This window comes from Variovorax guangxiensis (assembly GCF_003952165.1).
In the GTDB taxonomy this organism is placed as follows: Bacteria; Pseudomonadota; Gammaproteobacteria; order Burkholderiales; family Burkholderiaceae_C; genus Variovorax; species Variovorax guangxiensis.
The window spans coordinates 78,433-105,351 of sequence record NZ_RXFT01000008.1 but is presented as its reverse complement, the minus strand read 5'-3'; the positions used below and the strand labels follow the sequence as shown (position 1 = coordinate 105,351).

At 68.0% G+C, this 26,919-nt stretch carries 23 protein-coding genes; 7 read left to right on the top strand and 16 right to left on the bottom strand.

Translation table 11 applies throughout. The annotated features are described in order from the left end of the window. Window positions 1-16: 16 nt before the first annotated feature. From EJP67_RS19425 to EJP67_RS19415, 3 genes are read left to right on the top strand one after another with little or no spacing between them, the layout of a single operon-like run. Window positions 17-973, top strand: coding sequence for a Bug family tripartite tricarboxylate transporter substrate binding protein (locus tag EJP67_RS19425; protein ID WP_126023345.1), 957 nt, complete (start codon window positions 17-19; stop codon window positions 971-973). A 13-nt stretch (window positions 974-986) separates the two neighbouring features. Beyond that, window positions 987-1,874, top strand: a complete 888-nt coding sequence (locus EJP67_RS19420; protein ID WP_126023344.1) for an amidohydrolase family protein — start codon at window positions 987-989, stop codon at window positions 1,872-1,874. Between the two features lie 23 nt (window positions 1,875-1,897). After that, a complete protein-coding gene (locus EJP67_RS19415) occupies window positions 1,898-2,818 on the top strand; it encodes an SMP-30/gluconolactonase/LRE family protein (RefSeq protein WP_126023343.1) in 921 nt (306 codons plus the stop codon). Between the two features lie 87 nt (window positions 2,819-2,905). Here the strand turns inward: EJP67_RS19415 and ydiJ are convergent, their stop codons facing one another. From ydiJ to EJP67_RS19400, 3 genes are all read right to left on the bottom strand, one after another. Further along, window positions 2,906-5,986 (bottom strand): D-2-hydroxyglutarate dehydrogenase YdiJ, encoded by a 3,081-nt coding sequence (gene ydiJ, locus EJP67_RS19410; protein ID WP_206169533.1) that lies wholly within the window; start codon window positions 5,984-5,986, stop codon window positions 2,906-2,908. Window positions 5,987-6,166: 180 nt separating this feature from the next. Next, on the bottom strand, window positions 6,167-7,156 hold the full coding sequence (locus tag EJP67_RS19405) for a Bug family tripartite tricarboxylate transporter substrate binding protein (RefSeq protein ID WP_126023341.1): 990 nt from the start codon (window positions 7,154-7,156) through the stop codon (window positions 6,167-6,169). A 21-nt stretch (window positions 7,157-7,177) separates the two neighbouring features. Further along, on the bottom strand, window positions 7,178-8,122 hold the full coding sequence (locus EJP67_RS19400; protein WP_240650705.1) for an amidohydrolase family protein: 945 nt from the start codon (window positions 8,120-8,122) through the stop codon (window positions 7,178-7,180). A 16-nt stretch (window positions 8,123-8,138) separates the two neighbouring features. On the opposite strand from EJP67_RS19400, the gene EJP67_RS19395 reads away from it, so the two are divergent. Further along, window positions 8,139-9,104, top strand: coding sequence for a LysR family transcriptional regulator (locus EJP67_RS19395; protein WP_126023340.1), 966 nt, complete (start codon window positions 8,139-8,141; stop codon window positions 9,102-9,104). A gap of 65 nt (window positions 9,105-9,169) precedes the next feature. On the opposite strand, the gene EJP67_RS19390 is transcribed toward EJP67_RS19395, so the two are convergent. Continuing rightward, window positions 9,170-10,249, bottom strand: coding sequence for an L-idonate 5-dehydrogenase (locus EJP67_RS19390; RefSeq protein WP_126023339.1), 1,080 nt, complete (start codon window positions 10,247-10,249; stop codon window positions 9,170-9,172). A 30-nt stretch (window positions 10,250-10,279) separates the two neighbouring features. Next, a complete protein-coding gene (locus EJP67_RS19385; protein WP_126023338.1) occupies window positions 10,280-11,233 on the bottom strand; it encodes a 2-hydroxyacid dehydrogenase in 954 nt (317 codons plus the stop codon). A gap of 140 nt (window positions 11,234-11,373) precedes the next feature. Between EJP67_RS19385 and EJP67_RS19380 the strand changes: the two genes are divergently transcribed. Genes EJP67_RS19380 through EJP67_RS19370 form a run of 3 tightly spaced genes read left to right on the top strand, consistent with a single transcriptional unit; the run spans window position 11,374 to window position 13,477 of the window. Then, window positions 11,374-12,135: an SDR family oxidoreductase gene (locus EJP67_RS19380; protein WP_126023337.1), complete on the top strand. Its 762-nt coding sequence runs from the start codon at window positions 11,374-11,376 to the stop codon at window positions 12,133-12,135. A 44-nt stretch (window positions 12,136-12,179) separates the two neighbouring features. After that, the gene (locus EJP67_RS19375; protein ID WP_126023336.1) at window positions 12,180-13,085 is read left to right on the top strand and encodes an NAD(P)-dependent oxidoreductase; all 906 of its coding nucleotides are present in this window, start codon (window positions 12,180-12,182) and stop codon (window positions 13,083-13,085) included. Between the two features lie 50 nt (window positions 13,086-13,135). Beyond that, the gene (locus EJP67_RS19370) at window positions 13,136-13,477 is read left to right on the top strand and encodes a putative antibiotic biosynthesis monooxygenase (protein ID WP_126023335.1); all 342 of its coding nucleotides are present in this window, start codon (window positions 13,136-13,138) and stop codon (window positions 13,475-13,477) included. Here the strand turns inward: EJP67_RS19370 and EJP67_RS19365 are convergent. From EJP67_RS19365 to EJP67_RS19315, 11 genes are all read right to left on the bottom strand, one after another. Beyond that, window positions 13,440-15,383, bottom strand: a complete 1,944-nt coding sequence (locus EJP67_RS19365; RefSeq protein ID WP_240650704.1) for a glycoside hydrolase family 15 protein — start codon at window positions 15,381-15,383, stop codon at window positions 13,440-13,442. The genes EJP67_RS19370 and EJP67_RS19365 overlap by 38 nt on opposite strands. Window positions 15,384-15,737: 354 nt before the next feature. Continuing rightward, window positions 15,738-16,472 (bottom strand): RNA polymerase sigma factor FliA, encoded by a 735-nt coding sequence (locus EJP67_RS19360; protein WP_126023334.1) that lies wholly within the window; start codon window positions 16,470-16,472, stop codon window positions 15,738-15,740. Window positions 16,473-16,514: 42 nt separating this feature from the next. After that, the gene (locus tag EJP67_RS19355) at window positions 16,515-17,324 is read right to left on the bottom strand and encodes a MinD/ParA family ATP-binding protein (protein WP_126023333.1); all 810 of its coding nucleotides are present in this window, start codon (window positions 17,322-17,324) and stop codon (window positions 16,515-16,517) included. A gap of 10 nt (window positions 17,325-17,334) precedes the next feature. Beyond that, window positions 17,335-19,851: a flagellar biosynthesis GTPase FlhF gene (gene flhF / locus EJP67_RS19350; RefSeq protein WP_126023332.1), complete on the bottom strand. Its 2,517-nt coding sequence runs from the start codon at window positions 19,849-19,851 to the stop codon at window positions 17,335-17,337. Next, window positions 19,848-21,950, bottom strand: coding sequence for a flagellar biosynthesis protein FlhA (flhA, locus tag EJP67_RS19345; protein WP_126023331.1), 2,103 nt, complete (start codon window positions 21,948-21,950; stop codon window positions 19,848-19,850). The genes flhF and flhA overlap by 4 nt, the downstream gene beginning before the upstream one ends. Then, on the bottom strand, window positions 21,947-23,104 hold the full coding sequence (gene flhB / locus EJP67_RS19340; RefSeq protein WP_126023330.1) for a flagellar biosynthesis protein FlhB: 1,158 nt from the start codon (window positions 23,102-23,104) through the stop codon (window positions 21,947-21,949). The genes flhA and flhB overlap by 4 nt, the downstream gene beginning before the upstream one ends. Before the next feature lie 142 nt (window positions 23,105-23,246). Next, on the bottom strand, window positions 23,247-23,894 hold the full coding sequence (cheZ, locus tag EJP67_RS19335; protein ID WP_126023329.1) for a protein phosphatase CheZ: 648 nt from the start codon (window positions 23,892-23,894) through the stop codon (window positions 23,247-23,249). Between the two features lies 1 nt (window position 23,895). After that, window positions 23,896-24,294 (bottom strand): chemotaxis response regulator CheY, encoded by a 399-nt coding sequence (cheY, locus tag EJP67_RS19330; protein ID WP_126023328.1) that lies wholly within the window; start codon window positions 24,292-24,294, stop codon window positions 23,896-23,898. 34 nt (window positions 24,295-24,328) lie between these two features. Then, complete coding sequence (locus tag EJP67_RS19325; protein WP_126023327.1) at window positions 24,329-25,408, bottom strand: protein-glutamate methylesterase/protein-glutamine glutaminase; 1,080 nt, start codon at window positions 25,406-25,408, stop codon at window positions 24,329-24,331. 2 nt (window positions 25,409-25,410) lie between these two features. Then, window positions 25,411-26,055, bottom strand: a complete 645-nt coding sequence (cheD, locus tag EJP67_RS19320) for a chemoreceptor glutamine deamidase CheD (protein ID WP_126023326.1) — start codon at window positions 26,053-26,055, stop codon at window positions 25,411-25,413. Further along, window positions 26,052-26,888, bottom strand: coding sequence for a CheR family methyltransferase (locus EJP67_RS19315; protein ID WP_126023325.1), 837 nt, complete (start codon window positions 26,886-26,888; stop codon window positions 26,052-26,054). The genes cheD and EJP67_RS19315 overlap by 4 nt, the downstream gene beginning before the upstream one ends. Window positions 26,889-26,919: the final 31 nt, after the last annotated feature.

Genomic DNA, 26,919 nt, shown 5'->3' with positions numbered 1-26,919 from the left:
ACCCGAGGAACACAGAATGAAAGCCATCCGACGCGTGCTCGCCGCATGCATCCTTGTCGCCGCTGCCTCCGCGCAGGCGGCCTTTCCGGAGCGCCCGATCACGCTCGTCGTGCCCTATGCGCCCGGCGGCTCGGCCGACGCGCTGGCGCGCGTGCTGGCCGTGCGCGTGGGCGCGAAGCTGGGCACCGCCGTGGTCGTCGACAACCGGCCCGGCGCCAGCGGCACCATCGGCGCGGGCTTCGCGGCCAAGGCCGCGCCCGACGGCTACACCGTGCTCTACGACGCTACGCCCTACTCGATCAATCCGCATCTCTTCGCGCGCATGCCCTATGCCGCCACTGCGCTGCAGCCGCTCGCGCTCGTGGCGCTGGCGCCCAACATCGTGATCGTGCGCGCCGATTCGCCCTTGAAGAGCATCAAGGACCTTGCCGACAAGGCCAAGGCCGAGCCCGGAAAGATCAACTTCGCATCGGGCGGCAGCGGCACCGTGCAGCGGCTCGCGGCGGAGCTGCTGCGCCAGCGGCTCGGGCTGGACATGGTGCACGTGGGCTACAAGAGCGGCGGCCCCGCCATCACCGACGTGATGGGCGGGCAGGTGGACTTCATGTTCAGCACCATCGCCGCCTCGTATCCGCTCGTGTCCTCCGGCAAGCTGCGCGCGCTGGCGGTGTCTTCGCCGCAGCGTTCGCCTCGGCTGCCCGACGTGCCCACCATCGCCGAGATCGTGGCACCCGGCTACAAGGCCTACGAATGGAACGGCGTCTTCCTGCCCACCGGCACGCCGGTACCCATTGCCGAGAAGCTGCACAAGGCGGTGGTCGAGGCGCTGAAGGAAGAGGAAGTGAAGAAGCGCTTCGTCGACGTCGGCGTGCAGCCGGTCGGCTCAACGCCTGCCGAGTTCGCCGACTTCCTGAAGAAGGAAGATGCGAAGTGGGCGGAAGTGATCCGCAAGGGCAACATCAAGCTCGATTGACCACAGCGCACGAATGAACGCCACCTCCATCGCACAGCCGGTTCCCCACTCGGTGGGCCTGGATCGCCCCGCGCCCGCGCTGCCCGCGGGCGCGTGCGACAGCCACATGCACATCTTCGATGCGCGCTTCGCCGCGTCGCCGCACTGGAAGCGCCAGCCGCCTCGCGCCGAGGTGGCAGCCTACCGCCTGCTGCAGCAGCGGCTGGGCACCTCGCGCACGGTGGTCGTCAACCCTTCGACCTACGGCACCGACAACGCCTGCACGCTCGATGCGCTCGCGCAGCTGGGCGAACAGGCGCGCGGCGTCGCGGTCGTCGCCGAGGACGTGGCCGACAGCGAACTCGACCGCCTTGCGGCGCAGCGCGTCTGCGGCCTGCGCGTGAATTTCGTGACGCCGCAGTCCTGGGGCATCACCGCGCCGCAGATGCTGACGACGCTGGCGCGCAAGGTGGCGCGGCTGGGCTGGCACATCCAGGTCTTCGTGCATCCGGAACAGCTGGTGGAGCTCGAGCCAGTGCTGGCAACGCTTCCCGTGCCGCTGGTCATCGACCACATGGCGCGCATCGATCCGGCCGAAGGTGCCAATGCAGCGGCGTTCACCGTGGCGCGGCGACTGCTCGACGGCGGCAACACATGGATGAAGCTCTCGGGCGTCTACATGCGATCGCGCGACGGAGCCCCCGCCTACCGCGATGCCTTCGCGCTGGGCCGCGCGCTGGTCGAGGCCGCGCCCGAGCGGCTGGTGTGGGGCAGCGACTGGCCGCACACGACCGAGACGCCGGGAACGGTGGACGACGCGGCCCTAGCGAACGTGCTCGCCTCATGGTGCGGCGACGAAGCCGTGCGCAAGCGCATCCTCGTCGACAACCCGGCGAAGCTCTATGGATTCGCGGCCGCCTGATCCGCGCCGCAAAGGAGACTGACTTGTACTTCCTGCAAGCGCCCCAGGTGCTGGAGCTCCAGACCTTCACCAGCATGCCCGGACATTTCCGGCGCCGCGAGCCGAGCGTCTGGGCCGACGCCAACCGCGGCGGCCAGCCGACCGACTCCTTCCTCGAAGGGCCGGTGTTCGACGCCGCCGGCAACCTCTACGTCTCGGACATTCCCTTCGGCCGCATCTTCCGCATCGACGCCTCGGGCGAGTGGACGCTGGTCGCCGAGTACGACGGCGAACCGAACGGCATGAAGTTCATCGACGCGAACACGCTGCTCGTCACCGACTACAGGAACGGCCTGATGCGCGTGGACATACGCACCGGCAGCGTCACGCCGCACCTGCAGCGGCGCAACACCGAGAGCTTCAAGGGCGTGAACGACCTGGTGCTGGACGCGCGGGGCAACATCTACTTCACCGACCAGGGCCAGAGCGGCCTGCACGACCCGTCGGGGCGTCTGTATCGCCTGCGGCCCGACGGTCAGCTCGACCTGCTGCTGTCGAACGTGCCCAGCCCCAACGGCGTGGCGCTCTCGCCCGACGGCAAGGTGCTCTACCTCGCCGTGACGCGCGGCAACTGCGTGTGGCGCGTGCCGCTGCTCGCGGACGGCAGCGTCGCCAAGGTGGGCCAGTTCTTCACGTCCCATGGTCCGAGCGGCCCCGACGGGCTCGCCGTCGACGCACAGGGGCGGCTGCTGGTCGCAAACCCGGGCCTGGGCATCGTGTGGGTGCTCGATGCGCGTGCCGAGCCGGTCATGGTGCTGCGCGGCCCCGTCGGCGCGTCCACCACGAACATCGCCTTCGGCGGGCCGGACAGGTGCACGCTGTTCGTCACCGATTCGACGCACGGCAATGTGTTGAAGGCAGAGCTCGACGCGCCGGGCGTGGAGCTGCATCGATTGGACGACTGAGGGACTGAGCTTCGCTAGGGGCTCGCGCGTGGCGCGAGCACTCGCGAAGGCAGTTGCCGAGTCAGTTTTTCGTCGCGCACCCGCAGGTCATTGCCTTCGGCCCGTCGCGGGTGACGCGGTCCGGGCATGGAACTGGAGCAATACCTCCACGGGATGCCGGAGATGCCGGCCCTCCATTCGCTTGGCCTGGCTGCGACAGGAGTAGCCCGTCGCCAGGAACTCCGTCTTCTGCGTCTCCCCATCCTTCAGTATCGGCTCCCAGGACAGGGAGTAGATCTGGCGGGACGTCGCGACGTTCACGCTCTCATGGCCATAGGTCCCCGACATGCCGCAGCAGCCGCTGGCTTGCTGCTGGAGCTTCAAACCGGCGCGGGCGAACACATCGGGCCACAAGGCCGCGGCCGCAGGCGCGTTCGTCCTTTCGGTGCAATGGCCCAGAAGCCGGAAGTCTCCCGCTGCGGGTTGCGGATTCATCCGGGGCAGAACATCGAGCAGCCACTCCTGCGGAAGCTGCACGGCGGGAGGCTTCTCCAGTGTTGGGAGCTTCGCGTATTCCTGTCGATACACGAGCGTCATCGCAGGGTCGAGGCCGACGAGCGGCACGCCGCACGAAGCCAGTTCGTCGAGCATCGCCGCGTTCCTGCGCGCTGCACGGCCGAACCCCTTCAAAAAGCCAAGAACGTGAAGCGGCTTGCCGTTCGGCATGAAAGGCGCCAGCCACACCGTGTACCCGAGCCGTGAAGCGAGTTCGATGAATGCCGAGAGAACGTGCGTATCGAAATAGCGCGTAAAGGCATCCTGAACGAGGACGACGGACCGGGCCCGCTGCGCATCCGTCAGAGCCATCAGCGACCGCTCAGTGGCAGTGCGTACGCCCCAGCGACGCAGCGTGGCCTTGAAGTCGAAACGGCTCAGCAGCGGACTGTCGACCATGCCCGCATGGCGTTCGAGCATGCGGCGCAGCAGGCCGGAGGACATCGCCGCGTTGTAGAGCCACGGAACCCGCGCGAAGAACGGCACGCTGAATTCGAGCGAACCGATCAGGTAGTCCTTCATCGGCCGCGAGTAACGGGAGTGATAGAGCTCCAGGAAGCGCGAGCGGAAATCCGGGACGTTGACCTTGACAGGGCACTGCCCCGCGCACGACTTGCAGGCCAGGCAACCACTCATCGCTTCGTAGACCTCGTGGGAGAAGTCATCGGAAGCACCGATGCCGGCCACCGCGCGCCCACGGCCGCTCTTCCAGCGCCTGACGAATCCGGCGACGAACGAAGGCTGCTGCGCAGCCACCCCGAGTACATCGCCCCCCGCATTGCCCTGCAAACGCAGCCACTCCCGCATCAGGGCCGCACGGCCCTTGGGCGAATGCCTGCGTTCACGCGTGGCCTTCCATGAGGGGCACATCGCATCGTCAGGGTCGAAGTTGTAGCAGGCGCCGTTGCCGTTGCAGCGAAGCGCACTTGCGTGGCTTTGCCAGACGCGTTCGTCGATCTGGCGATCGGCATCGGCGCGCAAAGGGACTTCGTCGATACGCAGCAACTCTGCAGGCTGGCCCGCGGGAGTGGCGATCTTTCCCGGGTTCAGCTGGTTGTATGGGTCGAACGCAGCCTTGAGTTGCTGCAGTGCCGGGTACAACGGACCGAAGAACTTCGGCGCGTACTCGGAACGAACGCCCTTCCCGTGCTCGCCCCACAACACGCCGCCGTATTTCAGCGTCAACTCCGCGACCTCATCGGAGATCGTGCGGATCAACGCCGCGTGGGCCGGGTTTCTCAGATCCAGCGCCGGCCGGACATGAAGCACGCCCGCATCCACATGGCCGAACATGCCATAGCTCAGCCCATGGCCGTCGAGCAGCGCCCTGAACTCTTCGATGTAGTCGGCAAGCTTCTCCGGCGGCACCGCAGTGTCTTCGACGAAAGGCTGAGGCCGGGCCTCGCCCGGCACGTTGCCCAACAATCCGACGGCGCGCTTGCGCATCGCGTAGACCTTCTCCACGCAAGCCTTCCCCCAAGCGACCGTGTGGCCGATGCGCGCCGCAGTGGCATCGTCCGCAAGATGGCCGACGAAGGCCGCCACGCGCTCGCGCAGTTCCTCCTGCGAGTCTGCGCAGAATTCGACCAGGTTGATGCCACGGGTCGGAAGCCTGTCGCCGTCGACAGAGAAGTACTCCGCCACGTCCTGCCAGACGATGTCGCCCATCGCCAGGCTCAACACCTGTGAATCGACCGTCTCGATCGACAGCGGGCGATGCTGCATCAGGAATCTTGCGTCCCGCAGAGCATCCATGAAGCTGGCGTACCGCACATTGACCAGCACCGAATACCGGGGAATGGGGAGCAGCCCGATCTCGGCCTCGACCACGAATCCCAGCGAACCTTCTGCGCCGCACAGGACGCTGTTGAGGTTGAAGCGATCGCCGGGTTCCCCGAGGTGTGCCAGGTCATAGCCGGTGAGGCAGCGATTCAGCGGAGGAAAGCGCGCGGCGATCAGGTCGGCATGCCGGGTGGCGATCTGGTGTGCGCAGCGCCACACGGCACCCACTGGCCCGTCTTTCTGCAACTGCACCTGCAGTTCGCGGGCATCGACGGATCTGCTCGAAAAGCGAATGCCGCCCAGCATGACCATGTCGAGTTCCTGCACATGGTCCCGCGTCTTGCCGTAGGTGCAGCTTCCCTGGCCGCTCGCGTCCGTGTTGATCATCCCGCCTATCGTGGCGCGGTTGGAGGTCGACAGCTCCGGGGCGAAGAAGAGTCCATGCTCCTGCAGCGCCGCGTTGAGCTGGTCCTTGACCACGCCCGCCTGCACCCTTGCCACGCGCCGGACGGGATCGATCCAGAGAATCCGGTTGAGATGCCGGGAGAGGTCGACCACGATGCCGTCCGTCAGCGACTGCCCGTTGGTGCCCGTCCCGCCGCCACGCACGGAAACGACCACCTGCCGATGCTCCGGCGCGGCGAGCAGCTTCGCGAGCGTTTCGACGTCCGCCCCGTCCAGCGGGAAGACCACGGCCTGGGGCAGGCGCTGGTAGATCGAGTTGTCCGTGGCGAGGACGGTGCGGTCGGCGTATCGCGGCGAGATCTCGCCCCGGAAGCCCGCCGCAGCCAACGCATGGAGAAAGCGCTGGTAGCCGCTTTGCAGCGCGGCGGGCGCTGGAATGATCTCGATCAATTTCAGGGTTCCACTATTGCAAGGAGCACGCACGGAGCGGTCGGACCTGCCCGCCCCTGCTGCAAGGGCGTGGCCGGGAAAGCCTGCAGCGCTTCTGCCGACAGGCAGCGCCTGCACAGCCGCGCTTTCAGAAAGCCAGGCGCGTCGCGATCCTTTCGCCACGCGCTTCGATGCCGATCAATCGGACTTCAGACGCCCCTGCTTCACCATCTGCGCAGCCAGGGCTGCCTCGGCATTGACCAGCTTCTGGAGCGCGGCGCCAGGGCCTCCAACGGGCTCGCTGCCCAGGTCTCTGATCACGTTGGAAAACTCCGGCTGGGCCACGGCCTTGGTCGCCCAGTCCTGCAGGCTGGCGACGCTGGCGGCAGGCGTGCCCCGGGGCGCGAACAATCCGACGAAGGTGGTTGCGTCGAACGAGGGCAAGCCCAGTTGCGCAAGTGTCGGGACGTTCGCGAGAAGTCCGCCGGCCTGGGGGCCCAGCACGATCAGAGCACGCAGCGCGCCACTCTTGATGTGCGGAGTGGAGCTCGTGATCTGGTCGACTACGGCGTCGATCTGGCCACCCATCAGATCGACCAGGGCGGGCCCCGACCCCTTGTAGGGCACGGCATTGACCTGCGCCTTGGCGGAGTCCTCGAACTGGAGCAGCGCCAGGTGGTTGGGAGAGCCGGGGCCTGCGTGGCCGACCGTCACGCTCTGGCTGGCAGCCTTGGCGACCTTCAGGAAGTCCGCAGCGGTCTTGAACCGCGGGTCGTTGGCGCGCACGACCACGACGACGGGCGTACGGCTGAGCAGAGCGACCGGCGTCAGGCTGTCGGCCTTGTAGGGCACCTTGATGATCTCCGGAAGGGTTCCCAGCTGACCGGGTGTCGCCACCAGCAGCGTGTGCCCGTCGGGCTCGGCTCTCGCAACTGCGCCCGTTCCCACGGCGCCGCCGCCGCCGGCACGGTTGTCGATGATCACGGACTGGCCGACCAGCCTGGTCAGCGGCACGCTCAGCGAGCGCGCGACGATGTCCACGTTCCCTCCCGGTGCGAAGGGAACCACCAGGGTGATCGGCTTCGAAGGAAAGCGATTCTGCGCAATGGCGGGGTGGAGTGCGGCGCAGGCAGCGAGCGATGCGGCACATTGCAGGAAAGCTCTGCGGCTGCTTTTTTGATTGAACATGAATGTCTCCTTCTTGAAAAATCAGTCGTTCCAATAAAGCCGGGTCGGGTTCTCGACCAAGGCCTTGCGCCTGATTTCCTCGGGAAACCAGTGGGTGATCAGGTTTGCCAGCTCGATGCTGGCGATCGACTTCGCGCTGATGCCGGGATGGGGCCAGTCAGAGCCCCAGACGATGCGATCGGGATTCGCGTGCGCCAGGCTGTGCGCGAGCGGCAGCACGGCGGGGTCGACGCCTGAGCCTGTCGCGGATATCCGGTATGCGCCCGAGAACTTGACCCAGGCACATCCCTCCTGAAGCAGGCTTCGAAGGCCCTTGACGCCCCTGCTGTCGATGTCGCCGCAGTTCGACGGATGGCCGAAGTGGTCCACCACGACGCTCATGCCCTTTTCGGCCAGGCGCTGGACGAGGCTGAAATCCGCATCGATGTTCACGAGCAGCTGGATGTGCCACCCAAGGCCCTTCACCCGATCCGCAATGGATTGCAGGCCGGCGGCGGAAACGCCTCCGCTGAACAGCGCATTGCATCTGGCGCCCCTGACTCCGAGTCGATGCAGTTCCTCGATCTCGGCATCCGGCGTGTCTTCGAAGATCACGGCCACGCCGCGCATGCTGCCGGGAACCGCGTCGCCGAGTGTCCGCTTCAGGAGCGAGTGATCGCGGCCGTACACGCTCGGCTGGACAAGAACGCAGCGATCCATGCCCAAGGGCCCATAGGCAGACCAGTACTGTTCGATGGTGGCCGGCGGCGGGGTGTACGAGCGCTCGGCGATGAAAGGAAATTCCTCCGGAGATCCGAAGACGTGCAGATGCGTGTCGCATGCGCCCTCGGGAAAGATTCTTTGTTTTTCACCAGGAGGCGCCTGGTGGGCTGCGCCTTGGCGGCCTGTGATTGCCATGGATTCCGTACTGTCTGGTTGAGTGCAGGCCAGATTGTTTTGGCTCGGCCCATAGGCAGTCAAATTCATTACCATCATCATTCAGATGAATGAAATTCAGCTTTCCCCAACCCAGGATCGCGCAGCGATCAACCTTCGCCGGATCGACCTCAACCTCCTGGTGATGTTCGAAGCGCTCGTCGAAGAGCGAAGCGTGAGCAAGGCGGCGGCCAGGCTCAACCTGACCTCTTCAGCCGTGAGCCACGCGTTGCGCCGTCTCAGGGAGCAGTTCAAGGACCCGCTGATGCTGCGAACCGCGGAAGGCATGGTTCCGACCCCCGAGGCCGTTCGCCTCGCGAAGAGTTTCCGAAAGGCCTTCAGCGAAATCGAGAACGCCATCGGGGTTGCCGGGGAGTTCGACCCTGCCACCGCGAGAAGGACTTTTCTTCTGCGCGTGTCCGACTATGTCGGCATCCTCCTACTGCCGCGCCTGTGCGTCGAACTGTGCACCGTGGCGCCAGGTGTCAGCCTCTCGGTGCAGTCTTTCGAGATGCGCCAGCCGTCGGACCGCGTCGAATACGAAGGCGTGGAGATCAGGCTCTCCGTTTCCCGGGGGCACTCCGTTCTTTCCGCCTCCCGACGAATACTGGACGACCGATGGATGGTGCTGATGAGAAAAGGCCACCCCGCGGCATCCGCGCCACTGACCCTGGACAAATACCTCGAACTCGGGCACCTGAAGGTCTCGGGGGTGGGCAGCAGCATCCTCGATGAACTGCTGGCCGAGCGCGGGCTGGCACGCCGGGTCATGATCCAGGTGCCCACCTGGCAAGGCATGGTGCCGGTGATCGAATCCACCGACCTGATTGCCGCCATGCCGGCCCACTGGATGGGCAGCGTGCTCTCAGGCTCGAACTGCGTCGCCTTTCCGTTCCCGCTGCCCGAACTGGCGCTTTCCATCGATGCCGTCTGGCATCCCCGCAACGACCACGATCCCGGCCACAAATGGTTCAGGGAGCTGATCCATCAGATCTTCCAGGACGCGCACAAGAAATCGCACGTGAACGACTGACGGCGATTCGAGGAACCGGGCGAAGCCGCTTCACCCGGCGTGATCGAGGCCTCTCCCTCGACGGATCAGGCGGCGACGGCCTCCGCCTGCGCCGCCTCTCCGGCGAAGTCGATCAGCACCTTCATCGCCTTGCGCCTGTCGCTCGCCAGCTCGAAGGCCTGGCGCGCCTGCAGCATCGGGAAGGTGTGCGACACCACCGGGGAAAGATCGACCCGCCCTTCGTTGATGAGCTTCACCGCCAGCGCGAACTCGGCATGGAAGCGGAACGAGCCGCAGATGCTGAGCTCCTTCGCCACCACCATGTTCTGCGGAATGCTCACGTCGCCGCCCAGGCCCAGCTGCACGACCACGCCGCGCGGGCGCATCACCTCCAGGCCGTCGCGCAGCGCGCGCTCGTTGCCGGAGCATTCGAGCATCACGTCGAAGGTGCCCTTGTCGGCGGAGTAGCGCGAGACCCAGGTCTTGTCCTGCGCGACGTTGATGGCGTTGTCGGCCCCCATGGCGCGCGCGATGGCCAGCGGCTCGTCGACCACGTCGGTGGCGGTGATCTCGGCCGCGCCGTGCGCGCGCGCCGCCGCGATGGCGAGCACGCCGATTGGCCCACAGCCGGACACCAGCACGCGCTTGCCCAGCAAGGGGCCGGCGCGCGACACGCCGTGCAGCCCCACCGAGAACGGCTCGGCCAGCGCCGCCAGCCGCAGCGGCACGTGGTCGGCCACCTTCACGCACTGCGTGGCCTCGCACAGCAGCATGTTGCGGAACGCGCCCTGCACGTGCGGCGTGCGCATCGCGCTGCCGTAGAAGCGCATGTCCAGGCACTGGTTGGGCAGGCCTTCGAGGCAGAACTTGCAGGCGCCGCAGGGGCGGCTCGGGTTGACGGCGACCTTGTCGCCGATGCGCACGCTCTCGACGCCGGGCGCCACCGCCACCACGGTGCCGGCAACTTCGTGGCCCAGCACCATTGGCTCCTTGATGCGCACGGTGCCGAAGCCGCCGTTGTGGAAGTAGTGCAGGTCGGAGCCGCAGATGCCGCCCATTCCGACCTTCACCAGCACCTGGCCGGGGCCGATCTCGCCGGCGTCCTGCTCGTCCAGGCGCAGGTCGTCGGGGGCGTGGATCACGAGGCACATGCAACGCAGGCGCATGGTTCTTCTTCCTTCTGTCTTTGTCAGGTGTCAGGCAACGGGGGTGATCAGGGGTCGGCCCGCGAAGTGGGCCTCGAGGTTGCGGCGCACCAGCTCGCCCATGGCGCGGCGCGTCGCTTCGGTGCCGCTGCCATGGTGCGGGGTGAGCACCACGTTGTCGAGCGCGGCGAAGCGCGGGTCGATGCGCGGCTCGTTGAGGAACACGTCGAGCGCCGCGCCGGCGATGGCGCGCGTCTCCAGCGCCTGCAGCAGCGCGCCTTCGTCGACGGTGGTGCCGCGCGACACGTTCACCAGCCAGCCCCTGGGGCCCAGCGCCTGCAGCACTTCGCCGTTGACGATGCCGCGCGTGGCCTCGCCGCCGGGGAGGATGACGATGAGCACGTCGCACCACTCGGCCATCGCGCTCAGGCTGGCGAAATGGCGGTGCGGGCTCTCCGCCTTCGGCGTGCGGCTGAAGTAACCCACCTCCACGTCGAAGCCCGAGAGCCGCCGCGCGATGGTGCCGCCGATGCGGCCGAAGCCCGCGATGCCGATGCGCTGGCCGAAGACGCGCGTGGCCAGCGGCATGCCGCCGTGGGCCCAGGCGCCGCTGCGCACGAACTGGTCGCCTGCCGGAATGCGCCGCTGCACAGCCAGCAGGAGGCCCACGGCAAGATCGGCCACGTCGCCGTTGAGCACGTCGGGCGTGTTGGTCACACGGATGCCGCGCGCGCGGCAGGCGGCGAGGTCGATGCCGTCGGTGCCCACGCCGTAGCAGGCGACCAGCTCCAGCTTCGGCAACGCCGCGATGAGTTCGGTGCTCGCGCCGAGTTCGCCGCGCGTGGCGATCGCGCGGATCTGCGGTGCGTGCTCGGCGATGAAGGCCTGCCGGTCAGGCGCCTCCCAAAGGCGGTGCAGCGTGTAGGCCTCCCGCATCGGCGCCATGTCCCATTCGGGGTAGGTGCCAGGCATCAGCACATGCGGAAGAGCGGCGGTGGTGGTCAAGCTGGTGTCCTTTTGGCTGGCGCACAATGATACCGGTAACTTTAATAGTTTCAGAGAACCGCGCGAACTCGGGGTTTACCCATTGACCGCATCAAAAGATACCGGTAACTTATTTGCCTGTCACGCACCAGGAAACTCCCTTGAAACTGTTCGACCTCTCCGGGCGCACCGCCCTCGTCACCGGCTCCAGCAAGGGCATCGGCTTCGCGCTGGCCGGCGCGCTCGGCAATGCGGGCGCCCGCGTCGTGCTCAATGCGCGCGACCCCGCCCTGCTCGCCGCCGCCCGCGACGCCCTGCGCGCCAGGGGCATCGCGGCCGAAGCAAAGGCCTTCGACGTGACCGACGCCGATGCCGTGGAAGCCGGCGTGGCCGCCATCGAGGCCGAGGTCGGGCCCATCGACATCCTCGTCAACAACGCCGGCATGCAGCATCGCGGGGCCTTCGCCGAGTTCCCGGTGGATGCGTGGCACAAGATCACCACCACCAACATCGACAGCGTGTTCCTGGTGGGCCGCTCGGTCGCGCAGCGCATGATCGAGCGCAAGCGCGGCAAGATCATCAACGTGTGCTCGGTGCAGAGCGAGCTGGGCCGCCCGGGCATCGCGCCCTACGCCGCCACCAAGGGCGCGGTGAAGATGCTCACCAAGGGCATGGCGATCGACCTCGGCAAGCACGGCATCCAGGTCAACGGCCTCGGGCCGGGCTACTTCAAGACCGAGCTCACGCAGGCGCTGGTGGCCGACGAGGCCTTCACCGCATGGCTCTCGGGCCGCACGCCCGCGGGCCGGTGGGGCGACGTGGAGGAACTCGGCGGCGCGGCCATCTTCCTGGCCTCGGACGCATCGAGCTTCGTCAACGGCCACATCCTGTATGTGGACGGCGGCATCACCGCGAGCCTGTAGCACCGTGCCGCGAACCCACATCGGCCATCCATGAAGGCCTTCGCATGACGAAGACGACCGCCCCGACGACGCGCGTGGCCGTGATCGGCGTCGGCATCATGGGCTCGGCCATCGCGCGCCGTCTGCTCGAATGCGGCCACCGGGTGAGCGTGTTCGACCTCGATGCCGCCAAGGTCGCGGCGCTGGCAGAACACGGCGCGATCGCTGCCGCCACGGCGCGCGAGGCAGCCGGTGCCAGCGACTTCGTCATCACCAGCCTCAACTCGGCCGCGGTGGTGGAGCGCGCCATCTTCGGCGAGGACGGCATCGCGGCCGCCGTGCCGGCGGATGCGCAGCGGCTGCTGATCGACATGTCGTCCATCGACCCTCCTTCCACGCGCCGGCTCGCGCAGTCGCTGCGCGAGCGCACGGGCATGGGCTTCGTCGATGCGCCGCTCTCGGGCGGCGCGCCCAAGGCGCTGCTCGGCCAGCTCACGGTGATGGCCGGCGGCAGCGCCGAAGACGTGCAGCGCGCACGCGCCGTGATGGACAGCCTGTGCGCCAACTACACCCACATGGGCGAAAGCGGCGCGGGCCAGACCACCAAGCTGGTCAACCAGCTGCTGTGCGCCATCGGCTTCCAGGCTGTTGCCGAAGCGGTGCGGCTGGCCGAGGCCGGCGGCGTCGATGCCTCGAAGCTGCCCGCGGCGCTCTCCGGCGGACGTGCCGACAGCCAGATCCTGCGCGAGTTCGGCCCGAAGATGGCCGCGCGCGACTACTCGCCCACCGGCCGCATCGACAACATGCTCAAGGACCTCGAGGCGGTACAGGCCTTCTCGCAGGGCCAGCGGCTTCCGCTGCCGCTGGCGGGCGCCGTCTCGGAGCTGCATCGCGCCTTCGTCGCGGCCGGGCTGGGCGCGCACGACACGGCCGAGATGATGCGGCAGTTCAGCGGCTACGAACGCGGCTGAACGGTCCGCCGCCGTCATCGCACAGATTCGACACAGGAAAGAGAGAAGCCATGTTCATCCGCTGCGCGTTCTTCAGGGGCCGGGTCAAGCCCGGCATGGAAGAAGCCTTCGACCGCCACGTGCACGAGAAGCTCGTGCCGCTGTGGACCCGCTTTCCCGGCGCACTCGAGGTGCGCGTGCTGCGCCAGCTGGAAAGCGACGTGAGCGACCCCGAACTGGCGATGGTGCTGTCGATCCGCTACGCGAGCCGCGAGGACATCGCCCGCGCGCTCGAATCGCCCGTGCGCTACGAAAGCCGCGAAGTGTCGAAGAAGCTGTTCGAGATGTTCGACGGCACGGTCTTCCACACCGTGTTCAGCGCCGAGGAGTTCGCGCTCGCGAACGCTTCCTGACGGGCGGCTTCTTCGCTTCCTTCTTCGCTTCCTTGCCCTCTTCCTTTTTCTTCTGCGGCGCCTTGCCATCGAGGTCCGCCAGCTCCCACACGCCGCCGGCCGCCGACACCAGCGCGTGCGCGCTGTTGATCAGCCCGATGTGCGAGAAGGCCTGCGGAAAGTTGCCCAGCTGCCGCTGCGCCACCGGGTCGTATTCCTCGGCGAAGAGGCCCAGGTCGTTGCCCAGCGCCAGCAGCCGCCTGAAGAGCGCGCGCGCCTTGCGCACCTTGCCCATGGCCACGTACACGTTCGCCAGCCAGAAGCTGCACGCCATGAACGCGCCCTCGCCGCCGCCGAGCCCGTCCACGCCTTTCTCGGCGCGGTAGCGGTACACCAGCCCGTTGAAGACCAGCTCCTTCTCGATGCGCGCGACCGTGCCCTGAACGCGCTCGTCATGGATCGGCAGGAAGCCGATCAGCGGCATCCACAGCAGCGCCGCGTCCATCGTGTCGGCGCCGTAGTACTGCACGAACGAGTTGCTCGACGCGTCGTAGCCACGCGCGCAGACCTCGGCGTGGATCTGGTCGCGCGCCTCGCGCCAGCGTTCGATGGGGCCTTCGAGCCCGTATTCCGTGGCGCTCGCGATCACGCGGTCGAAGGCCAGCCAGCACATGATCTTGGAATGCACGAAGTGGCGGGGCTCGCCGCGCACCTCCCACAGGCTGCAGTCGGGCTCCCGCCAGAGTTCCATCAGCTGCTTCGCGATGGCGCGCTCCAGCGGCCACAGCTTGTCCATGTCCGACAGGCCGGCCTTGCGCGCCGCATGGAAGGCCGCGATGACCGAGCCGTACACGTCGAGCTGGCGCTGCCCGTGCGCGCCGTTGCCGATGCGCACCGGGCGGCTGTCCTCGTAGCCGCGAAGCCAGCCCAGCTCGAGTTCGGTGAGCGAGCGTTCGCCGTGCAGGCCGTACATCACCTGCAGTTCCTCGGGCGACCCGCCGACCGCACGCATCAGCCACCAGCGCCATGCGCTGGCCTCCTCGACATAGCCCGAGCCGATCAGCGCGTAGAGCGTGAGCGCCGCGTCGCGCAGCCAGCAGAAGCGGTAGTCCCAGTTGCGCTCGCCGCCGGGCAGCTCGGGCAGCGAGGTGCTCGGCGCGGCGACGATGCCGCCGGTCGGCTCGTAGGTCAGCGCCTTGAGCGTGAGCAGCGAGCGCATCACCGGCTCGCGGAATTCGCCGTGGTAGCCGCAGCGATCGGTCCACGCACTCCATTCGGCGACTGTGCGCGCCAGCAGCGCGTTGGCATCGCGCGTCACCGGCGGCTTCAGGTGCGAGGGAAACCAGTCGAGGCTGAACGCGATGGACTGCCCCGCCGACACGGTGAAGTCGGCGAAGCTCGCGAAGTTCTCGTTGACCAGCGGCACGCCGGAGCTGATGCGCACCGAATCCGGCCCGGCCGTGGCGAACACCGCGCCATCGCGCCGCTCCATCCACGGGCACCACTCGCCGTAGTTGAAGCGGATGCGGAACTCGGTGTGCATGCTCACCGTGCCCCGTACGCCCCGCACGATGCGCACCACCTCGTGTGTGCCGTCGAGCGCGGGGCGAGGCATGAAGTCGGTGACGACGGCCACGCCGGTGCCTGTACGAATCGTGGTCTCCAGCACAACGGTGCCGGGAAGGTAGCGCCGCGAGACGCGCGCCTTGCGGTCGCGCGCGCACATGGTCCAGTGGCCGTTGCGCTCGTCGCCCAGCAGGCTGGCGAACATCGCGGCCGAGTCGAAGCGCGGCAGGCACAGCCACTCGATGTCGCCGCCCAGATGCACCAGCGCCGCGCTGTGGGTCGAGCCGATGAGCGCGTATTCGCCGATGGGGCGGCTGGCCTGCAGCCTCGAAGAGAGTTGCTTGTTGCGGGTCTTTGGCAAGACTCCGAGTTTTCGTGCCCTCGCAAGCGCCCTGCGCCGGAGGCGAGCGCGCCTGGCTGACGGACAACGCCTATTCAGCGCATCCTTCAAGGGTCTGTTCACACTATTTCCGGGGTCGCGAAGGGCAGCCAGGGCGGGCCAATCAAGGCGCGTGACGACGCGTGTGCATGCGCACACGCTAGGAGCGCAACGCCGAGTGGCCCGCCCTGGCTGCCCTTCCCGCAGGGTTGGTGCTCCAAGGGGCCGTCTGCGGCGTTGCCCGCGCTTGCAAGGCGCCAGCCTTACTGCGCACGCGCGCCTTGCAGCCAGCCCCTTGGAGCACCAACGCGACCCCGGAAATAGTGTGAACAGACCCTAGAGCACATCCTTCAGCTTCGCCCGCAGCCTGCTGATCGCCTGGCTGTGCAGCTGGCACACCCGCGACTGGCTCACTTCGAGGATGGCGCCGATCTCGCGCAGGTTCAGCTCCTCCTCGTAGTAGAGGTTCAGCAGCAGCTGGTCGCGCTCGGGCAGCGCCGAGATGGCGTCCACCAGCTGGTGGCGGAAGCCGCTTTCCAGCAGCTGCTCCAGCGGATCGTCGCTGCTGCGCCGGTCCTTGCGGGCGTCCTGCGAGTGGCTGTCGAGAAAACCGTTGTCGGCGTCGTCCTTGGAGAAGTCTTCCACATACAGCAGCTGGCAGCCCTGGATCTCCTGCAGCAGCGACTGGTAGGCCTCGATGTCCATCTTCAGTTCCCGGGCGATCTCCCCTTCGGTGGGAGCGCGGCCGAGCCTGTGGCCCAGCGCCTGCATCGCCTTCTCGATGCCGCGCGCCGACTGGCGCAGGCCGCGCGAGCCCCAGTCGGCGGCACGCAGCTCGTCGAGCATGGCGCCGCGGATGCGCTGGCTCACGAAAGTCTCGAACTGCGCGCCGCGGTTGTCCTGGTAGCGCGCGGATGCGTCAAGCAGGCCCAGCATGCCGGCCTGGATCAGGTCGTCCAGCTCCACGCTGGCCGGCAGCTTCGCCATCATCTGCAGCGCGATGCGGCGCACCAGCGGCTGGTGCTGCGCGAGCAGGTGCGATTTCTCGATGGTTCCTTGTGCGGTGTACATGGCCGTCGTGCGTCCTTCCTTCCTCGGTGCGGAGCCGGCGGCTCAGGCCACGGCCTGCAGCGGGGCTGCCTCGGGCCATGGCCACCCGTCCATCTCGCCCGCGGCGCGGCGGAAGTCGACCGCCGCATGGCTCGCGGGAAAGGCCTCGGCGATGGTCTTCTTCAGCCGCCATGCGTCGGAGACGAGCGGATCGAAGCGCACCCATCCCGCCGCCTGCAGCGACAGCGCGAGGTAGCGGCTGCCGGCGTGGGCGAGGTTGTTCATGATCTGGCGCGCGGCCTGCACGTCGACCACGCCGTTGAGCAGGAAGCGCATCTGCTTCAGGCCGTGGGCGTGATGCAGGCGCTTGATGCCCGCATAGGCCGAGGTGACCGAGGCCGGATGCGGCTGCAGCACCAGCAGCAGGTCGTCCGCGCACTGCGCGAGCGGCGACAGCCGGCCCTCGCCGTCGAAGGCCGCGTCGATGACGACCACGCCGTCGTGCCAGAACCTGCGCGGGTCGGCCGCGCCTTGCGATGTTCCTCTTGCAGCCGCGGGCGGCGCCGGCAGCACATGCACCCCGCAGGCCATGCGCACCTCGGCGCCATCCAGCGTGAGGCGCCCGGCCGCGACGTCGACCAGGCCGCCCAGCGGGTCGATGTCCCAGACCTCGCAGGCCGAGCCCTCGGCGCGGCAATGCTCGTCCAGCAGCAGCACGTTGCGGCCCTGCCCCACCAGCGCCACGGCGAAGTTCATCGCGGCGGTGGTGCCGCCCGCGCCGCGCCCCATGCCGGCCACCGCGAGCACGCGCGCCTGCGTCGGCGCGAGCAGGCGCCGGAGGCCGTCCGCCTGATCCGCAACCAGCTTGTTCATCGCAGCGCCCTCAATCCTGCCGTTCCAGCTTCTGCGGCTTCTCCAGCGCGCGGGGCGACTGCACCGGCGCGGTCGATTCGGTGCCGAGCGCGTCCAGCAGCAGGAAGAGCTTGCCAAAGCCCGCGTAGAGCGCGCTGCCGCTCATGGCGCGGCCGTTGCGTGCGGGGCGGCCGGTGAGCTGGCCCATCAGCGCGCGGGCACGGTCGGCCCATTCGCCTTCGGCCTGCAGCAGGCGCCACACGGTGGTGGTCATCTGCCCGGCAATCAGCAGCCGCTTCATGATGTCCGGATCGCCCAGCTCGCCGATGCCGCCCACCAGCTGCACGCCGTCGCGCAGCAGGCGGAAGCAGGGCTCCGCATCCACGGCCCAGCCCAGCCACTGCGCGAGCTGCGGCGCGGAAACCTCGGTGCCGACGTTCGACAGCGCATGGCTCAGCGCCAGTACGTTGCCGCTGCGCGCATCGACCACGCGCGTGGCGATGCAGCGCAGCGCCGGCATCTCGTCGCGTGCGATGCCCGCCGCCATCGCGGCGGCATTGAAGCGCAGCACCACGTCGGCATGCGCCACGGCGAGCAGCGCCGCCTTGCCGCGGAAGCGCACGGGGCGCTCCTCGGCGAACTCGAAATCCATGCGCGCGAGCGTGTCGGGAGAGCCGGTGCGCGAATCGATCACGGCCGTGGAACCCGGCGCGCGCGCCAGCCAGCGCTGGCCCGCGGCCTGCCACTGCACCATGGCCTCGATGCCGGGCAGCCGCGTCAGCAGATGGACCATCGGGCGATGGCCGAAATCCTGCTGGCGCAGCCATGGCACCTGGCGTGCACCGGGCTTGCGCGCGGCGTCCTTGGCGCCGCGCGTGGCCGCCGTCGAAAGCCACTGGTTGGGCGCCGCCATCGGCAGGCCCGTGCGGTCCGACAGCAGCAGGCTGCCATGGCATTCGTAGGCATCGCCGCCTTCGTTCGAGCGCAGGCCGACCTGGCCGCACAGCGCGAGCACGTAGCTCTCGCAGCCTGTGGCCACTTCGCTGCGCGCATGCACCAGCAAGTCCTGCAGCACGGCCTTCTGGCCCGCCTCCTCGTCCGTGGCCTGGCGCCACAGCGTACGTGCGCGCTCGAAGCCGATCTGCGAGCCGGCCAGCGCGCTCGCGGTGGTGGCGAGCTCCTGCGCATCGTGCGCCATCGCGCGGATCAGGTTCTGGTACTTCAGGCGCAGCAGGTCGGTCTCGCCCTGCGCCTTCTGCACCGCCTGCTGCGAGGCGGCGCCCGAAGCGGCGTCTTCCTGCAGGTCGCTCTCGGCAGGCACGAACAGCGGGCTGTGCTGGCGCGGCTGGAACACGCTGTCCACCAGCTGCGCGCGGTCGGCCTGCATCAGGTTCTCGGGCACCTTCTGGCCGCTGGAGATGTAGTGCACCGGCAGGCGGTGGCGGATCACGGTGTCGATCAGCGCGCCCGGATGCGTGGCCTCGTCGACCTTGGTGAAGATGCAGCCGGCAAGCTCGTTGCCGTGGCGGTAGGCGTGCACCACCTCGTTGAGCGTGTCGCCGTGGCTGGTGGCGTTGAGCAGCAGCAGCTTCTTCACCGGCCTCGGGCTCTGGCCCAGCATGGCGATCTGCTCGGGCACGGCGCGATCGCGCTGGCTCATGCCGACGGTGTCGATCAGCACCATGTGCTTCTCGCGCAGGTCGCGCAGTACCAGGTGCAGGTCGGCGGCGTCCTTCACCGCGTACACCGGCACGTTGAGGATCTGGCCGTAGATGCGCAGCTGCTCGTAGGCGCCGATGCGGTAGCTGTCGGTGGTCACCAGCGCGAGCTTGTCGGCGCCGAAGCGCATCACGCAGCGCGCGGCCAGCTTGGCGGTGGTGGTGGTCTTGCCCACTCCGGTCGGGCCCATCAGCGCATAGACGCCGCCCTGGGCGAACAGGGCATCCTCATCTTCGTGAACGGGCACGGCGCGGATGAGCTCCGAACGCACGTAGGCCATGCCTTCTGCGTAAGTGCGCCCGGTGGGCAGCTTCTCGAGCATGGCCTTGGAAAGCCGCGCGCTGAAGCCCGCGCCCAGCAGCGTGCGCAGCAGGCGGCCGCGCACCGGGTCGCGGCGCTGCCTGTCGTTCCATACCACGCTGGCGAGTTGTTCCTCGATCATGCCGCGCATGGAATGCAGCTCTTCGAGCACCGTGTCGGCGGGGGCCGGGACGGGTGTTGCAATCGGCGCAGCGGCTGCGACGGGCGCGACGGGAGCAGGCACCGGCGGCATCGGCATCGCATGCGCGACCGGCGCCGGCACGGCAACCGGTGCCGCCACGACCGGTGCAGCCACGGGCTTCGCAGGCGCACTGCCCTGCTGCACCACGCCCTGCACTTCGCCCTCGACCATGGCGACGATCTCCACGCCTTCGGCGGTGACGCGATGCGAGAGCACGATGGCGTCGGCGCCCAGCGCCTCCCTGACCAGTCGCAGGGCTTCGCGGCTGGTGGCCGCGACGAATTTGCGCGCAGTGGCGCGCACGTCTGTCTGTTGGGGGGAATTCAACCTCGTCCTCCGATGGCGGTGGTGACCTTGATGGTTCGGGAATCAGGAATCTCTGCGTGCGACAGCACCTTGAGCTGCGGCAGGCTGCGCCGCAGGAAGCGCGACAGCAGCACGCGCAGCGCGTGCTGCACCACCAGCACGGGCGCGAGGCCCATCTGCTCCTGGCGGGTGATGGCGGCCTGCGCCTGGCGCAGCAGGTTGTCGGCGATGCCGGGTTCGATGCCGCTGCTGTTGGTCAGCGCCTGCTGCAGCACGCCGTCGAGCGAGCCGTCCAGGCCGATGACCTGCATCTCGCTGTCGCCCGGGAAGAGCTGCTGCGTGATCGCGCGGCCCAGCGCCAGGCGCGTGAGCGTGGTGAGCTCGGTCGGGTCCTTCACGGTCGGCGCGTGCTCGGCCATCACGTCGAGGATGGTGCGCATGTCCCGGATCGGCACTTCCTCGTCGAGCAGGTTCTGCAGCACCTTGTGCAGCGTGCTGAGCGACAGCACCTTGGGCACCAGGTCTTCCGTGAGCTTGGGCGCGGTCTTGGCGATCTGGTCGAGCAGCTGCTGCACTTCCTGGCGGCCCAGCAGCTCGGCGGCATGCGTCTGTATGAGGTGGTTCAGGTGCGTGGCCATCACCGTGCAGGCGTCGACCACCGTGTAGCCGTACACCTGCGCCTGCTGGCGCAGGCTCGCGTCGATCCATGTCGCCGCGAGGCCGAAGGCCGGGTCGCGCGTAGGCGTGCCGGGCAGCGTGCCGCTGACCTGCCCCGGGTTGATGGCCATCCACTGGTTGGGGAAGGCTTCGCCGCGGCCGATCTCCACGTCCTTCAGCGTGATGACGTAGGTGTTGGGCTTGATCTCCAGGTTGTCGCGGATGTGCACCACCGGCACCAGGAAGCCGACTTCCTGCGCGATCTTCTTGCGGATGCTCTTGATGCGGCCCAGCAGCTCGCCCTGCTGCGACTGGTCCACCAGCGGAATGAGCCGGTAGCCGACCTGCATGCCCAGCGGGTCGACCATGGCCACGTCGTCCCAGGTCGCCTCGGCCGTCTCGGCGGAAGACGCGGCGATGTTTGCGGCCTGCGCGGCGGCGGCTTCCTGCGCGGCCTGCTGCTTCGGCTTGCGCTGCAGCAGCCCGCGGCCCAGCCACACCAGGCCGCCCGCGATCAGCAGGAAGGCCAGGTTCGGCATGCCAGGGATCATGCCCAGCAGGCCGACGATGCCGGCCGTGAGAAACAGCACCTGCGGGTTGGAGAAGAGCTGGCCCGTGAGCTGGCTGCCCACGTCCTCGTCGGTGGTCACGCGCGAGACGATCACGCCCGCGGCGGTGGAGATCACCAGCGCCGGGATCTGCGCCACCAGGCCGTCGCCGATGGCCAGCAGCGTGTAGGTCTTGCCGGCGGTGGAGAAGTCCAGCCCGTGCTGCACCATGCCCACCACCAGGCCGCCGATGATGTTGATGACCATGATGAGCAGGCCCGCGATAGCGTCGCCGCGCACGAACTTGCTGGCACCGTCCATCGAGCCGTAGAAGTCGGCTTCCTGCGCCACCTCGGTGCGGCGCTTGCGGGCCACGTCCTCGCCGATCAGGCCGGCGTTGAGGTCGGCGTCGATGGCCATCTGCTTGCCGGGCATCGCGTCGAGCATGAAGCGCGCGCCCACCTCGGCGATGCGGCCCGCGCCCTTGGTGATCACCATGAAGTTGATGAGCACGAGGATGATGAAGACCATCACGCCCACGGCGAAGTTGCCGCCCACGAGGAAGTGCCCGAAGGCCTCGATCACCTTGCCCGCCGCGTCGGCGCCGGTGTGGCCGTTCATCAGCACCACGCGCGTGGAAGCCACGTTCAGCGACAGGCGCAGCAGCGTGGAGAACAGCAGCACCGCCGGGAAGGCCGCGAAGTCCAGCGCCTTCATCGTGTACATGCTCACCAGCAGCACCATCACCGACATGGCGATGTTGAAGGTGAACAGAAGATCGAGCAGGAAGGGCGGCAGCGGCAGCACCATCATGCTCAGGATCATGATGATGAGGATCGGCCCGGCCAGCCCCTTGAGCTGCGAGCCCGGGAAGAAGCGCGCGGGCAAGCGCATCAGGTTTGTCATCGCGTTCATGCGGCAAGCTCTGCCGCATCGGCGGCGGTGTATTGAAGATCTGCGGGAACCGGCAGGTCGGTGGGCGTGCGCGGCGCTTCGCCGCCTTCGGCCCTCCAGCGCCGAAGCTGGTAGACCCAGGCGAGCACCTCGGCCACGGCGGTGTAGAGGCCTGCCGGAATCTCGTCGCCCAGCTTCGTGTGCCTGTAGAGGGAACGCGCGAGCGGCGGCGCTTCGAGGATCGCCACCTTGTGCTCCTTCGCCAGTTCGCGGATGCGCGCGGCCACGAGCTCGGTGCCCTTGGCCACCACGCGGGGGGCGCGCATGCCGCCCTCCTGGTACTTGAGCGCCACGGCGAAGTGCGTGGGGTTGGTCAGCACGATGTCTGCCTTGGGCACCTCGGACATCATCCGGCGGCGCGCCATCTGCTGCTGCTGGCGGCGGATCGCGGCCTTGATGTGCGGATCGCCTTCGCTTTCCTTGTGCTCCTGGCGCACGTCCTCGCGCGACATGCGCAGCTTGCGGTAGTAGCTCCAGAGCTGGAAGGGCACGTCGATCAGCGCCACCAGGAACAGCGTCGCGGCGATCAGCACGCAGTGCCTGGCCACCAGCACGACCGCATGCGGCAGCGCGTACTGCGCGGGCTGCGCCATCAGGGCCATCAGGGTACCGATGTCCCTCGACACCACCCACCAGGCCACGCCGCCGATGAGCGCCGACTTGGCCAGCGCCTTGAGCAGCTCGGCAAGCGACTGCGAGGAGAACATGCGGCCGATGCCGGCCAACGGGTTGAGCTTGCCGAAGTTCGGCGCCACCGACTTGGTGGAGAAGAGCCAGCCGCCGAGCATCATCGGCGCGACCACGGCGGCGACGATCATCATCGCGAACATCGGGCCGATGGCGCCCAGCGCCTGCATCGACATCAGCCCGGTGCGGGCCAGCATGTAGGAAGGGTCGAAGGCTGCCGCGCGGTCGAACTGCAGTCCCATGCGCAGCGCGCCGTTCATGCTGGAGCCAAGCGACTCCGACGCGAGCCACAGGCCGGCACAGGCCGTGCCCAGCATGACGAAGGTGGTGAGCTCGCGGGAACGGGCTACGTTGCCTTCCTCGCGGGCCTTTTCAAGGCGCCGCTCGGAGGCGGGTTCCGTTTTCTCGAGATCGCTTTCCTCAGCCATTCATGCTCCGAACCAGCAGTGGCGAAGTACGCCTTGCTCATGGCCAAATTATTGAATTCGACCCTCCGGAACAATCTGTCGATCAGGGCCCTGATAGCCCTGCAATTCGGACAATAGAAAGGGGTCGGCAGGCCCCTTGAGATCAGAAGCCGAGGCTCTCCAGCAGGTCGTCGACCTGCGCCTGGTCGGTGACGGCATCGGGGTTGCCGGGCTTGACCTGCGGGCCGTTCTGCAGGCTCTGCGCGGCCTCGTGGCGCTTTTCGGGTGCCGAGTTGTCGATGAGCACCTGCAGCAGCTGCGTTTCGACGTCGTTGACCACTTCCATCATCTTCTTGATGACCTGGCCCGTGAGGTCCTGGAAATCCTGCGCCATGAGGATCTCCATGAGCTGCGAGTTGATCGCGCTCGCTCGCTCGGGCACGCCGTCGAGGTAGCCGCGCGTGTCCAGCACGAGTTCGCGCGCGTGGTCGAGCTCGATGGGATTCTTGAACCACTCGTCCCAGCGCTTGCTCAGGCCCTTGGCATCGGTGGACAGCGCTTCCTGCAGCGGCTGGGCCACGTCGATGGCGTTGAGCGCGCGGTGCGCCGCGCGCTCGGTGGTGGCGGCCACGTAGCTCAGGCGGTCGCGCGCATCCGGAATGGCCTGCGCGGCCCTGGCCACCTGCTTGTCGAGGCCCAGCTCGCGCAGGCCTTCGCGCAGCTGGCGCGTGAGCTGGCCGATGCGGCCCAGCAGTTCTTCGGTGGTGTTCGCGGGTTCCGCGACGGCGGCGGCGGCGGTGTTCTGGCTCATGTCAGGCCGCTTCCTTCGCGAGTTTCTCGAAGATCTTGGTGAGCTTTTCTTCGAGCGTTGCCGCGGTGAAGGGCTTCACCACGTAGCCGTTGGCGCCGGCCTGGGCCGCCGCCACGATGTTCTCCTTCTTCGCCTCGGCCGTGACCATCAGCACCGGCAGCTTCTTGAGCTCGGGGTCGGCGCGGATGGTCTGCAGCATGGTCAGGCCGTCCATGTTGGGCATGTTCCAGTCCGACACCACGAAGCCGAAGTTGCCGCCGCGCAGCTTCTCGATGCCGGCTGCGCCGTCCTCGGCTTCGTCCACGTTGTGGAACTCCAGCTCCTTCAGCAGGTTGCGCACGATGCGGCGCATGGTCGGGAAGTCGTCCACAACCAGGATTTTGATGCTCTTGTCGATCACGATATTTCCAACTCCAAGGTCGTTTTCTTTTCTCTCAAACTCGGTTCGTACGTTCACCGAACGTGCGAAGGTGCGCCAGCACGCGGCGGCTGACTTCGGCCAGGGGCGACACGTCGTCCACCGCGCCCAGCGCGATGGCCTCCCGCGGCATGCCGAAGACCACGCAACTGGCTTCGTCCTGCGCCAGCGTGTGGGCGCCGGCGCGCCGCATGCGCAGCAGGCCCTCGGCACCGTCCTTGCCCATGCCGGTCAGGATGATTCCGATGGCGTTCTTGCCGGCATGCTTGGCGGCCGAATCGAACAGCACGTCGATGGACGGCCGGTGGCGGTTCACCGGCGGCTCCTGGTCGAGGTGCGCCACGTAGTTGGCACCGCTGCGCGCGAGCGACAGGTGGAAACCGCCGGGCGCGATGTAGGCATAGCCCGGCAGCACGCGCTCGCCGTGCTCGGCTTCCTTCACGTTGATGCGGCACAGGCCGTCCAGGCGCTGCGCGAACGAGCGCGTGAAGCCCGCGGGCATGTGCTGCGCGATCATCACGGCCGGCGAGTCGGGCGGCAGCGGCTGCAGCACTTCTCGGATGGCCTCGGTGCCGCCGGTGGAGGCGCCGATGATGATGAGCTTCTCGGTACTCAGCAGCGGGCTGCGCAGCAGCGATTCCTGCGGCGCCTCGCCGCCGGGGCGCGCCGCGGCGGCGTGTCGGGCGGGCAGCAGGCGCGCGCTTGCCGCGGTGCGGATCTTGCCGGCGATCAGTTCGGTGTAGTTGAGCAGGCCGTCGCGCACACCGAGGCGCGGCTTGGTCACGAAGTCGATGGCGCCCAGCTCGAGCGCGCGCAGCGCGATCTCCGAGCCGCGCTCGGTGAGCGAGGAAACCATGACCACCGGCATGGGCCGAAGCCGCATGAGCTTCTCGAGGAATTCGAGCCCGTCCATGCGCGGCATTTCCACATCGAGCGTGAGCACGTCGGGGTTGGTGACCTTGATGAGGTCGCGCGCCACCAGCGGGTCGGCCGCCGTGCCCACCACCGTCATGTCGGGCTGGCTGTTGATGATCTCCGTCATCACGCTGCGGATGAGCGCCGAGTCGTCGACGCACAGCACCTTGATCTTCTTCACGCTCACAGGTTTCCTTTGTTATCGGCAGCCGATGCAGCGCGCGAGCCGGACAGTCTGCGCAGCAGCTCGCCCTCCTCGTGCTGCACCTGGCGCACTTCTGTCTGCGCGCGCAGCTTGCGCACGATGGCCTTTCCCGTCGCCGGCACGAAGCACACGCGGCGCGCATGCGGCCCGCGCAGGTCCTGCGCGGCGACCTCGATGCGCTCGTTGCCCAGGTAGCGCAGCACGAAGTCGGCGTTGCGGTCGCCGATGTTGAGCGTGGTCATGTTCGCCAGCACCGCGCCGCCGCCGAAGACCTTGGCCTTGAGCCGGTCGCGGCGCGCGCCCGCGCGCACCAGCTCGCGGATCAGCACGTCCATGGCGTAGGTGCCGTAGCGCATCGATTCGGTGGCGTCGCGCGTGCCGGCCGAGGCGCCGGCTTCGCCGTCGTCGGGCAGCATGAAATGGTTCATGCCGGCCACGCCCGCCTCGCGGTCGTGCAGGCAGGCGGCCACGCAGGAGCCCAGCACCGTGCTGAGCGCGGTGTTGCTCGATGTCACGTAGTACTCGGAGGGCAGCAGCTTCACGGCCATCATCCCGACGTCGCGGTCGAAATAATGATGGCTCGCCACCGAGCCCGGGGCGGCCGCATTCGAGGCCGCGCTCATGAGGAAGCACCCGCGGCACGCGAGCGCGCCAGCTCGTACACGGTCTGGCCCAGCGGGCGGAAGGCCTGGTTGACCAGCGAGGCGTTCTCCGAATGCCCGGCGAACAGCAGGCCGTCGGCCTTGAGCAGCGGCGCGAAGCGGTCGAGCACCTTCTTCTGCGTCGGCTTGTCGAAATAGATCATCACATTGCGGCAAAAGATCGCGTCCACCGGCTCCTTCACCGCCCAGGCGCTGTCGAGCAGGTTGAGCCGCGAGAACTTCACCATCGCCGCGACCTCGGGCCGCACGCGCACCTTGCCCGCGTTGGAGCCGGTGCCCTTGTTGAAGAAGCGCCGCAGCCGCTCGGGCGCGAGCCTGCGCACCTGCTCCGCGGTGAAGACGCCGGCAGAGGCCTTGGCCAGCACCGCCGTGTCGATGTCGGTGGCGATCACGCGCGAGGCCGCGGCCTTGTCGCCCAGCGCCTCCATCAGCGTGATGGCGATGGAATAGGGCTCCTCGCCCGTCGATGCCGCCGCGCACCACACGGTGACGGGCTGCTTCGCCTTGCGCACGTGCTCGGCCAGCGTCGGGAAGTGATGCGCCTCGCGGAAGAACGAGGTGAGGTTGGTGGTCAGCGAGTTGATGAAGAGCTGCCACTCCTCGCCGTCCTGGCGCTGTTCGAGCCAGTCGAGGTACGAGGCGAAGTCGGGCAGCTGCAGCTCCCTCAGCCGGCGCGAGAGGCGGCTGTAGACCATCTGCCGCTTCTGCTCGCCCAGGGCGATGCCGGCGCGGCGATGGATGAGGGTGCGCACGCGCGAGAAGTCGCTGTCGGTGAAAAGGAACTCGGTGGTCACGGCCAGCCTGGAAGGTTGGCTTTCAATGTAC